General features: G+C 44.5%; 8 protein-coding genes, 1 rRNA gene and 1 pseudogene. All 10 read right to left on the reverse strand.

What is annotated here, in order from left to right; all coding sequences use genetic code 11:
- Positions 1 to 12: 12 nt before the first annotated feature.
- Positions 13 to 1,449, reverse strand: a complete 1,437-nt coding sequence (gene purF, locus MFLO_RS10130; RefSeq protein WP_036097833.1) for an amidophosphoribosyltransferase — start codon at positions 1,447 to 1,449, stop codon at positions 13 to 15.
- Positions 1,434 to 3,595, reverse strand: a pseudogene (gene purL / locus MFLO_RS10135) (phosphoribosylformylglycinamidine synthase subunit PurL). The gene purF and the pseudogene purL overlap by 16 nt, the downstream one beginning before the upstream one ends.
- Before the next feature lie 43 nt (positions 3,596 to 3,638).
- Entirely contained in the window at positions 3,639 to 4,328 is a 690-nt protein-coding gene (gene purQ / locus MFLO_RS10140; RefSeq protein WP_036097834.1) for a phosphoribosylformylglycinamidine synthase subunit PurQ, read from the reverse strand.
- Between the two features lie 3 nt (positions 4,329 to 4,331).
- Positions 4,332 to 4,577 carry a phosphoribosylformylglycinamidine synthase subunit PurS gene (gene purS, locus MFLO_RS10145; protein WP_036097837.1) on the reverse strand — a complete coding sequence of 82 codons (246 nt, stop codon included), beginning with the start codon at positions 4,575 to 4,577 and terminating at the stop codon, positions 4,332 to 4,334.
- The gene (purC, locus tag MFLO_RS10150; protein ID WP_149023024.1) at positions 4,570 to 5,289 is read right to left on the reverse strand and encodes a phosphoribosylaminoimidazolesuccinocarboxamide synthase; all 720 of its coding nucleotides are present in this window, start codon (positions 5,287 to 5,289) and stop codon (positions 4,570 to 4,572) included. The genes purS and purC overlap by 8 nt, the downstream gene beginning before the upstream one ends.
- A 59-nt stretch (positions 5,290 to 5,348) precedes the next feature.
- On the reverse strand, positions 5,349 to 6,641 hold the full coding sequence (purB, locus tag MFLO_RS10155) for an adenylosuccinate lyase (RefSeq protein WP_036097840.1): 1,293 nt from the start codon (positions 6,639 to 6,641) through the stop codon (positions 5,349 to 5,351).
- A gap of 18 nt (positions 6,642 to 6,659) precedes the next feature.
- Positions 6,660 to 7,784 carry a 5-(carboxyamino)imidazole ribonucleotide synthase gene (gene purK / locus MFLO_RS10160; protein WP_036097842.1) on the reverse strand — a complete coding sequence of 375 codons (1,125 nt, stop codon included), beginning with the start codon at positions 7,782 to 7,784 and terminating at the stop codon, positions 6,660 to 6,662.
- Positions 7,777 to 8,265 (reverse strand): 5-(carboxyamino)imidazole ribonucleotide mutase, encoded by a 489-nt coding sequence (purE, locus tag MFLO_RS10165; protein WP_036097844.1) that lies wholly within the window; start codon positions 8,263 to 8,265, stop codon positions 7,777 to 7,779. The genes purK and purE overlap by 8 nt, the downstream gene beginning before the upstream one ends.
- Before the next feature lie 204 nt (positions 8,266 to 8,469).
- Positions 8,470 to 9,018, reverse strand: a complete 549-nt coding sequence (locus MFLO_RS10170) for a DUF2179 domain-containing protein (RefSeq protein WP_036097845.1) — start codon at positions 9,016 to 9,018, stop codon at positions 8,470 to 8,472.
- Positions 9,019 to 9,167: 149 nt separating this feature from the next.
- A 5S ribosomal RNA gene (gene rrf, locus MFLO_RS10175) occupies positions 9,168 to 9,283 on the reverse strand.
- Positions 9,284 to 9,345: the final 62 nt, after the last annotated feature.

Here is a 9,345-nt window from a genome sequence, read left to right on the forward strand (position 1 = left end):
CATTTCTCTCCTTTAGATACCGTTTTTTTGTGCGGCAAGACTTGCCAAATATTCCGCTTCATAATCATATAAGTCCGTCGGATAATCTCCATTAAAGTAAGCCATGCAAAGCCCGCCGTATGGCTCATCCGGATAAGGTTTTCCGATCGCTTCAACAAGACCATCTTCACTTAAATACCTTAGCGAATCCGCGCCGATAATCTTGCAAATCTCATCTACACTGTAATTCGCCGCAATGAGTTCATTTCGCGTTTGAATATCAATCCCGTAGAAACACGGGAAAGCAAGAGGAGGCGAAGCAATTCGAACATGAACCTCTGCTGCCCCAGCTTCCCTAAGCAAATTGACAATCCGTTTACTCGTTGTGCCGCGTACAATGGAGTCGTCGATCATCACAACCCGCTTTCCTTCAACAACCCCGCGCACCGCCGAAAGCTTCATCCGAACCCCTTGCTCACGCAGTTCTTGCGACGGTTGAATAAACGTTCGCGCCACATAACGATTCTTAATTAACCCAAGCTCGTAAGGAATACCTGATTCCTCCGCATAACCAATTGCCGCTGAAATGCTCGAATCTGGCACCCCAGTTACCACATCTGCATCAACAAACGCTTCACGTGCAAGCTGCTTTCCGCTGCGCTTACGCGCCGAATGCACATTAATACCCGCAATATTTGAATCCGGACGTGCAAAATAGATATATTCCATACTGCAAATCGAATGTTTGATATCCTTAGTAAACGAATCAATATGCAAACCATCATCATCAATCACAATCAGTTCACCCGGTTCAACATCACGTACAAATTCCGCGCCAACCGTTTCAAATGCACACGTTTCAGACGCGACCACATAACTGTCGCCAATCCGCCCAATCGAAAGCGGTCTAAACCCATTCGGATCAAGCGCTGCGATCATCGCATTTTCCGTAAGAAGCATGTAAGCAAAGCCGCCTTTAACCTTATTTAGCGCTACCTTCAAGTCCTTCAAAAAATCCCCTGTCCGACTGCGTTTAATTAAATGCGCGAGCACTTCCGTATCCGAGCTCGTTTGAAAAATCGCGCCTTCCTCTTCCAATTCTTTTCGAAGCGTCTTCGCATTGATCAAATTCCCATTATGCGCAAGCGCAAGCGACGAATCCGAAAAGTGGAATAAAAATGGCTGCACATTGCCAAGACTTTTCCCGCCGGCTGTTGCATAACGCACATGACCAATTGCGCCCGTTCCTTTTAAGCCTTCCAGTTCACCATGTTTAAACACATCTGCCAAAAGCCCGAGATTGCGATGACCATGCAAAACCTTGCCGTCTGTCGCCACAATTCCAGCACCTTCTTGACCGCGATGTTGCAAGCTGTGAAGCCCATAATACGTGATTTCAGCCGCTTGCGAGTGATTCCAAACCCCAAAAATGCCGCATTCTTCATTGAGACCTTTTATTTCAGCAAGCATGAAAGTGCCCCTTCCCAAATTTCGCGTAGTTCCGAAACAGCCAAATCAACTGCTTCATTTTCATGACGGATAATCAAACGTTCACTGTTCGTTACTTCTCCAATTTCGTATACAGCCATCCCCGCAAAAACTTCCGCAAATGCGGCGCTATGTTCTGGCTTTACAGAAACAATAAAGCGCGACTGCGATTCGCTGAACATCTCGACAAGCTCGAACGGAACATTTACTTCCGCGCCAAAGTTCCCTTTGAAAACTGATTCTGCGAGCGCTGCCGCAAAACCACCTTCAGATAGATCATGTGCACTTGCGACAAGCCCTTTGCGAATGGCTTCTAAAAGCTTAGCTTGCGTCGCCTGTTCGATTTCGAGGTCAAGCTTCGGCGCCCGTCCGCTAATTTTTCCTTCCACGATCTTTTGTAACTCAGAGCCGTTAAACTCAGGAGTCGTTTCGCCAATGATGAAAATTCGGTCGCCCACTGCCTTAAAGTGCTGCGTCGTAATCTCTTCCGGACGTTCAATCAAGCCGACCATTCCAATCACTGGAGTCGGATAAATCCCCGTGCCGTCTGTTTCATTGTACATTGATACATTTCCGGAAATAACTGGCGTATCAAGTGCGAGACAAGCTTTACTGATCCCATCCGCAGCTTTTTCAATTTCCCAGAAAATTTCCGGTTTCTCAGGATTACCAAAGTTCAGCCCGTCCGTAATCGCAAGCGGTTTTGCGCCGCTTGCCACAATATTCCGCGCCGCTTCCGCAACCGCAATTGCTCCGCCTTCTTCTGGATCAAGATAAAGATAGCGTGAGTTGCAGTCCGTTGTCATCGCGATCGACTTGTTCGTTCCACGCACACGCACAACCGCCGCATCAGAACCCGGCACAACCGCCGTACTCGTTCTCACCTGATAATCATACTGCTCGTAAATATGCTTCTTACTCGCTACAGTTGGAGCTGCGAGGATTTTTTTCCACATTTCCGAAAGATCCGCTACCTGCGGCATAAACGGTTTTTCATTTTGAAACGCTTGGTAACGCGCCGGTTCTGCCGAAGGTTTATGATAAACCGGTGCATCTTCCGCAAGCGCATCCACCGGTACATTCGCTACAACCTCACCATGATGAATAATCTTATAATTTTATCATCCGTCACATGTCCAATCGTGACCGCATGCAGACCATAACGTTCAAACAGTGCTTGAATCGTTTCCTCGTGGCCTTTTCTCACACATAAAAGCATCCGTTCTTGCGATTCTGAAAGTAGCATTTCATACGCGGACATATGCGTTTCGCGCTGCGGAACATCATCCATGATCAGCTCAAGACCAGCACCAGCCTTCGATGCCATTTCAGAACTCGAGCTGACAAGACCTGCCGCACCCATATCTTGAATTCCAACAAGAATATCCGAATGCTTTTCAATCACTTCAAGACAAGCTTCAAGGAGCAGTTTCTCCATGAACGGGTCGCCAACTTGAACGGCCGAGCGTTGCTGTTCGCCTTCCTCACTAAATTCGACAGAAGCAAATGTGGCACCATGAATCCCGTCACGGCCGGTTTTTGCCCCAACGTACATCACTGGGTTTCCAACACCAACCGCTTGACCTTTTTGAATATCTTCCTGCTTAATCAAGCCGACACACATCGCATTAACAAGCGGATTCTTGGCATAGCATTTTTCAAATTGCACTTCCCCGCCGACAGTTGGTATCCCGATCGAATTACCATAACCGGCAATCCCAGCAACCACTTCATTAACGAGGTACTTCGTATGCGGATTATCAAGCTCGCCGAAACGTAGCGAATTAAGCATCGCAATCGGACGCGCCCCCATCGAAAATACATCGCGGATAATCCCACCAACACCCGTTGCCGCGCCTTGGTAAGGTTCAACATAAGAAGGGTGATTATGACTTTCCACTTTAAAAGCAACCCCTAAACCGTCGCCAATATCAACAATCCCAGCACCTTCACCCGGACCTTGCAACACTTGTTTACCTTCTGTCGGGAACTTTCTTAATACCGGTTTCGAGTTTTTATAACTACAATGTTCCGACCACATCACCGAAAACAAGCCCGTCTCCGTATAATTCGGTTTTCTGCCAAGAATCGAAACAATTAATTCATATTCACTATCGATTAAGCCCATTTCTTGGTAAATTTTTTCAGATTCAATTTGATTCGCCGTAGGTTCATTTGCTAGCACTTTGATAAGCCTCCTTAAAAGACGTTAAAATCGATTGAAACAGTTTTAATCCGTCCGTTCCGCCGACAATTTCTTCAACAGCCCGTTCCGGATGCGGCATCATCCCGAGTACATTTCCCGCCGCATTAACAATCCCAGCAATACTTGCCACACTGCCATTTGGATTCTCACCCGCATAGCGGAATACAATTTGATGATTCGCTTCAAGCTCTTGAAGCGTTTTTTCATCACAATAATAATTTCCTTCTCCATGAGCAACCGGAATGTCAATCACTTCCGCGTCTTTATATTGATTCGTAAAAATTGTTTCCGCATTTTCAACACGAAGCGGTACCGTTTTACAAATAAAATGCAAATTATCATTCCGAATCAACGCTCCCGGCAAAAGCCCCGCTTCCGTCAAAATCTGAAAGCCATTACAAACCCCAAGAACCGGTTTTCCTTCACGCGCAAAGCGCATCACTTCTGGCATAATATTGGCGAACTTAGCAATAGCTCCCGTCCGTAAATAATCCCCATAAGAAAATCCGCCTGGAAGAAGCACCGCATCAAAACCTTCAAGCGACTCCTCGGCATGCCAAACATATTTCGCTTCTTCACCTAGTGCATCAGAAATGGCATGAAGCATATCAATATCACAATTTGAACCTGGAAACTGAATGACAGCAAATTTCATGAATTAAGCCTCCTCAATTTCATAGCGGTAATCTTCCATCACCGGATTCGTAAGCAACTTATCACAAAGTTCATCAAGCAGCTCATGAATATCCCGATCCGATTTCTCCACTTTAAGTTCCATGTATTTTCCAATTCGTACATCCTCAACTGCGCCGTAACCCATTGATTTTGCTGCATCTTTCACAGCCGTACCTTGCGGATCAAGTACGCTTTTCTTTAAAGTGACATAAATTTTGACGTTATACATGTTTTGTGACCTCCTCAAGTCGCGTTAATACTTCATCATAAACTGTAATTAAATTCCCAATATTCCGACGAAACACATCCTTATCCAGCTTTTCATTCGTCGTTTTGTCCCATAATCTGCAAGTATCCGGCGAAATCTCGTCCGAAAGTAAAATAGCCCCATCCTTCGTCCGGCCAAATTCAAGCTTAAAATCAACCAGTGTAATATTCGCTTTACTAAACAACTCTGTTAAAACATCACCGATTTTGCGAGCTTCTTGTTTCAGGGTTTCAATCTCAACAGCCGAAGCCGCCCCCAAAAAAAGAACATGATCATCATTAATAAACGGATCGCCGAGTGCATCATCCTTGTAATAAAACTCCACAATGGGCGTTTCAATCACTTCACCCTCAGAACGCCCGAGCCGCTTCGCGAGACTTCCCGCCAAGACATTGCGGACGACCACTTCAAGTGGAATAATCTCCACTTCCCGAACCAACTGTTCCGTCTCAGAAAGCTGCTTCACAAAATGACTTTTCACCCCATTTTCAGCCAAGTAACGAAAAATAAGCGAAGTGATCTCGTTATTGCGTATGCCTTTACCCGCAAAAACTTCTCGTCTTTCGCCATTTAGTGCCGTAGCATCATCCTTATATGCGACGCGCAAAATCCCTTCCTCTGCCGTCGTGTATAGTTGTTTCGCCTTACCTTCATAAATCAACTCACCCATCACGCTATGACTCTCCTTTTTTTTAAAGTAGCTTGCCCGCCGCGAGCGGCGGACTCGCCCTATTAAAGCCCTAAACGGTTAAAAATCATATCGACATTTTTCAAATGATAGTGATAATCGAAACAATCCGCAATTTCCGCTTCCGAAAGCAAAGCCGTAATCTTCGGTTCCGCTTCAACTAGCTGCCTAAACGGCGTATGCGTCTCCCAAGCCTCCATCGCCTTCGGTTGAACCGTATCATACGCTTCCTCGCGCGCCATCCCTTTATCAATCAGCGCCAAAAGAACACGTTGCGAATAAATCAAACCAAGCGTTGCATCCATATTGCGTTTCATATTATCTGGGAAAACCGATAAATTCTGAACAATCGTCCCAAAACGATTTAAAATGTAATCAAGCAGAATCGTTGCATCCGGTAAAATAATCCGTTCCGCTGAACTATGCGAAATATCGCGTTCATGCCACAGTGGCACATTTTCATACGCCGTCACCATATGTCCCCGGATCACCCGAGCAAGCCCCGTCACATTTTCAGAACCGATCGGATTTCTTTTATGCGGCATTGCAGAAGAACCTTTTTGGCCTTTCGCAAAAGCTTCCTCCACTTCCCGAACCTCACTTTTTTGAAGCCCACGCACCTCAACCGCAAATTTCTCCACCGAAGTCGCGACAAGCGCTAGCGTTGCGACATATTCCGCATGACGATCACGTTGAAGCGTCTGTGTTGAAATTGGAGCCGGCGTCGTTCCTAAGTGCTTACAAACATATTCTTCGACGAAAGGATCGATATTGGCATACGTTCCGACCGCCCCGGAAATCTTACCAAACTCAACGCCTTTCGCAGCATGATTAAAGCGTTCCAAGTTGCGTTTCATCTCTTCATGCCAAAGTGCAAGCTTAAGCCCAAACGTTGTCGGTTCCGCGTGCACACCATGCGTTCGGCCCATCATCACCGTATGCTTATGTTCCTTCGCGCGTTTCGCTAAAATTTCAATAAAACGCTCCAAATCTTTTCTGAGAATATCATTGGCTTGCTTAAGCAAATAAGAATTTGCAGTATCCACAACATCCGTCGACGTAAGCCCGTAATGTACCCATTTCCGTTCCTCACCAAGCGTCTCCGATACGGCACGCGTGAAGGCAACCACATCATGACGCGTTTCCAGTTCAATTTCTTTAATCCGGTCCACATCAAAGGTGGCTTTTTCACGAATTTTCGCGACATCTTCCTTAGGAATCACACCAAGCTCTGCCCAAGCTTCATCCGCTAAAATTTCCACTTCAAGCCAAGCTTTAAATCGATTTTCTTCCGTCCAAATACGACCCATTTCTTCCCTAGTATAACGTTCGATCATCTCGTTTAAGTCCTCCAATTAGTCCCAAATTTGTGTTTCACTGATATCTTCTAAAACGGCATCCGTATTATTCGTAAGTACCGTAATATGCCCCATCTTTCGATTTTCTTTCACTTCTTTTTTTCCATAATAGTGAACAAACCAGCGTGAATAGTCGCCCATTGCTTCATTAACACCCTTAACATGTTGTCCTAAAATATTGATCATTACAGCTGGTTTCAATAGTTCCGGCTTAAGTAGCGGAAGCCCTGCAATTGCGCGAATATGCTGCGTAAATTGCGAAATCGAACACGCTTCAATCGTATAATGACCCGAGTTATGCGGCCGCGGCGCCAGTTCATTCACATAAAGCGCCCCGGAACGCGTCACAAACATCTCAACCGCAAGAACCCCTTCAAGCTTCAAATACTCCGCAAGCTTTGTGGCAATCACATGCGCTTCCTCATCCGTATCCGCATCAATACCCGCAGGAACCACCGAAGTATGCAAAATATTATGATGGTGCACATTTTCACTTACAGGAAACGTCTCAATTTGTCCGCTATTATTTCGAGCTACAATCACTGAAATTTCCTTTTCAAACGGAATAAACGCTTCAAGCACACACGATCCGTATCGAAGAAGCGGCAAAGCGCTCTCAATATCACTTTCATCATTCAAGACAAACTGCCCTTTGCCGTCATACCCGCCTCGAGCCGTCTTAAGTACCGCAGGATACCCAATGCTTTTTATTTGTTCTAAAATATCCTCTTTATCAACCACGACTGCATACGGAGCGATATTTATATTACAAGATTCCAAATATGCCTTCTCGAGAATCCGGTCTTGCGTAATCGAAAGGAGTTCAGTTCCCTGAGGAATAACGACCAAGTTTTCGATAGCAGCTAGCGCGTCATAATCCACATTTTCAAATTCATACGTCACAACATCCGCATGCACCGCAAGTTCCTTTAACGCCGATCGATCATCATAATTAGCAACGATTTGTTCATCACTAACTTGCCCAGCTGGCGAATCGACCATCGGGTCCAGCACAACAATTCGATATCCCATCGCTTTAGCCGCAAGAGCCATCATTCTACCCAGCTGACCTCCGCCAATAATCCCAATAGTGCTGTTTGGAAGTAAATATTTTTTATTCAAGACGATCACTACTTTCTAGTACATTTTCTTCTAGTGTAGCACGTCTTTTCGCTAATCTGCTACTAATAGTTTCATTAGAAATTGATAAGATTTGAGCTGCTAGAAGTCCTGCATTTATGGCACCTGCTTCTCCAATGGCAACAGTTGCAACCGGAACCCCTCCAGGCATTTGCACAATCGACAAAAGTGAATCTAGTCCATTCAAGGCCTTTGATTTAATCGGAACTCCAATTACAGGAAGCGTAGTCTTCGCAGCAACCATCCCAGGAAGATGTGCAGCTCCGCCAGCACCCGCAATAATGACTTTAATTCCGCGATCTCTTGCAGTCTCAGCATATTGGAACATTAAATCCGGTGTACGGTGTGCCGAAACCACCTTTTTTTCATAGGCAATTTCTAATTCATCCAGTATCTCACACGCCTTTTGCATCGTGACCCAATCCGAAGTACTGCCCATAATAACGCCAATTTCAGCAGACATTCGCTGCTCAACTCCTCATCTATAAAAAGTAAATTTATTCTCAACAACTTCATTCTAACAATAGCTACATTAAATGTCAATTTAAAATCGAACGTTTTTAGTTATCAAAAACCGAACGTTCGTGTTTGAGTCATTTTTCTTTCATAAAAATAAAACGAGATCAGAAATTCAATCAAAATTTCTTAATCCCGTTTCACATTTATCTTATTGATGCTTTTTCATTTGCTGTCTGCGTACATGTTTTACCCAAAAGCCGCCATGAATTTGTTTAGGTTCTGATGAGACTATAAAAGCCTTCTCATCTATTGCAATTATTTCCTTATACAACTTCCGTTCATTTTTCCGCGGTGTCAGAATCTCAAGCATCATTCGTTCCCCATCCCGACCATTTGCAAGCCAGCTTGTCACGCCATATCCTTTATCTCGAATTTGATTGGGTAAATCAAGATTATATTCCTTCGTAATTACATTGACTGTAATATAACCTAGTGCAAGCCGCTCCTCAATCTTCATTCCAATAAAGAGGCCGACACCGTAACCAACCGCGTAAGCAAGCACGTTTGCAATATTGTTCAAGTTATTCAGTACTAGACTGAGAGCTACCACATATATGATCATCTCAAGAACACTTACAACTGCAGCTAAATAACGATACCCTTTCATCGTGAGTAAAAGGCGCACTGTCGAAATAGCTACATATAGAATATTAACTATAAAAATGGTAATAATAACTCCAAAAGTTCCTTCTAACATGAATGACACAACCTTTTTAAAAAAGTAAGAGCTAAACAATATCTCTACTTTCTATTCTACATGTACTTTTCCATTTTGTCTCCCTGATCAAACATTTTTAGATATAAAAAAAAAGAACTCAGATTAATTTCTGAGTTCTTTTTGGGTTTGCCCGGCAACGACCTACTCTCACAGGGGGAAGCCCCCAACTACCATCGGCGCGGAGAAGCTTAACTACCGTGTTCGGGATGGGAACGGGTGTGACCTTCTCGCCATAGCCACCAGACAAGTTTGACTGAAAGAACGTTGTTCTCTCAAAACTAGAGAAGAAAAGGGTTCAAAAAACCA

The sequence above is a fragment of the Listeria floridensis FSL S10-1187 genome (assembly GCF_000525875.1).
GTDB classification, from domain to species: Bacteria; Bacillota; Bacilli; order Lactobacillales; family Listeriaceae; genus Listeria; species Listeria floridensis.